We start from the raw sequence: 1,985 nt of genomic DNA, 5'->3' as shown, positions 1-1,985 counted from the left end.
TGGCGCCCATGGCCGCAGCAGGCCGGCTCTGTGCGGGCCGGGCGGCGGGACGCTGCGGCAGCGGCTCGTCGCTTGCGGCAACCGATGCCTCGGCGCGCGGCGGCACCGGCGCCTCCGTCCGGGGCGGCGCCTGCTGGCGGACGCGCGGCTTGCCCGAGCCGGGCTCCAGCGGCCGGTCGTCCTCGGGACGGGAGGCGGGCATGGCCGCCATGCGGGCGTCCTGCTCCAGCGCCATCAGCCGGTTGTTGATCGAGGCAAGCACGTCCTGGACGCTGTCCATGGATTCGCGCGAGCGGCGCTCGGAATTGGTCGCCGCCTCCATCAGCCGATGCAGGTCGCCGCGCAGGGCCTGGGCGACGTCGCCGCCGGTTCCGCCCGCCTGCAGCGCGCTCTGGATCTCGCCGAGCCGGGCAAAGCCGCTGTCGGCGGCATCCAGCTTGGCGGCAAGCGCCGCGATCTTGTCCTCGACCTGGGAGAGAACCGCCGCGTCGTCGCTGGCGGAGCCACGGCTGACGGCCTCGGCCAGATCGCGGAGCTGTGCCTCGAGTTCGCCCACCGACACCGGCTGGGCGACGCTGTCGCGCAAGGAGGCGATCTCCCGGCGCAGGCTTTCGAACTCGTCGCCGCCGGCGGAAGCACGGCCGGTCTCGAAGCGCTCGTTGAGATTGGCGATGCCGGCCTCGAGACGGGCGATCAGATCGGCCTCGATGCTGGCCTGCTGACCTTCGGCAACGAGCGTCACCCGGTCGGGCCGGTCGAGGGCGTTGATCTTGCCGTCGATGGCGGCAAGCCGCTTTTCCAGCAGGGTGAAGGCGGCATCATAGCTCGGCGGCATCTGCCGCGCGGTCTCGATCCGCTTCAGCCGGCCGGAAATCTCGCCGAGCTTCTCGTCGAGCTGCGGATCGGCGCGGCTGTTGCGGTCGTCGGCCAGCATGCTGGCGATTTCCTCCAGCCGGTCCTGCAGCCGGTCGACGGCGCCCGACTGCGGCAGCCGGTGCTCGATGGCGCCCATCCGCTCGGCGAGGTGGCGCTGCTCCTCGACCAGCCGGTCGATGGTGTCGAAGCGCCGGGCCAGGGCACTCATGCGCTCGTCGATGCCGGCGAGCAGGTCGCCGACGTCGAACCGCTCGACCAGATCGCGCACGCTGCGGATCTCGCCGCGCAGCAGGTCGAGATCGGCACCGCCGCTGCGGCGGACCAGTTCCTCGACCCGGTGGCCGATATCGGCGACGCGGTCATCCAGGGCGGCGAGCTGGTCGCCGCGCGGCACGATGCGGAAGGCATCCTCGATGTCGGCAAGGCGCTGGCCGAGTTCGGCGACGAGGCGCGGCTCCAGCCGGTCGCGCGCCATCTCGTCGAGGCGCTGGACCAGATGCGCATAGCCGCTTTCCAGCGTCGTCAGCATGCCCTCGACATTCGAGTGGCCGATCATCGCGCGCAGATCCGCGATTTCGGACCGCAGCTCGCGGACGAGGCGCATGTCGCCCCGATCGGCGCGCAGCCGCTCCACCGCGTCGGACAGGCGGCGCATCTCGCCGCTGTCGCGGGAGGCGGCGCGCTCGCGCTCGGCGCGCAGGCTCTGGGTCAGGAAGCCCCGCAGGTCGGCGATCTCGCGCCGCAGCACGTCGAGCCGGTCGTCGCGCGCCCCGCTCGCCCGCTCGACCCGGTGGGCAAGGTCGCGGATCAGCGGCCGCAGGTCGTCGTCGCCGCGCTCCTCGCGCCAGCCGCCGCGCGGCGGCATCGGCGCCGGGCGCTCATGGCCGTATTCCGCGTCCGCCAGCCCGTCATACGGGGCCTCATCCCCCTCGTAGCGGGCATTCTCGTAGCGGGCGTCTTCGTAACGGGGATCGTCGTAGCGGGCCTCATCATAGCCGGCCTCGCGCGGCGCGCCGTAGCTGTCGTCGTAGCCGTAGCCGGCGTCGCGCCAGTCCTCGCGGGGCGGCGGCGCGGCCGGGCGGCGCGGCGCGCGGGCCGGGGCAGACGCG

Annotated in this window: 1 pseudogene; it reads right to left on the bottom strand. The window is 73.4% G+C overall.

The window, feature by feature from the left end:
- Nucleotides 1-1,985: pseudogene (locus P2PM1_RS23835) on the bottom strand (hypothetical protein); the annotation flags it as partial.

Origin of the sequence: Stappia sp. P2PMeth1 (genome assembly GCF_900185735.1) — a bacterium.
Classification (GTDB): domain Bacteria; phylum Pseudomonadota; class Alphaproteobacteria; order Rhizobiales; family Stappiaceae; genus Stappia.
The sequence above is the reverse complement of the archived record's forward strand: the minus strand, read 5'-3'. Positions and strand labels throughout refer to the sequence as shown.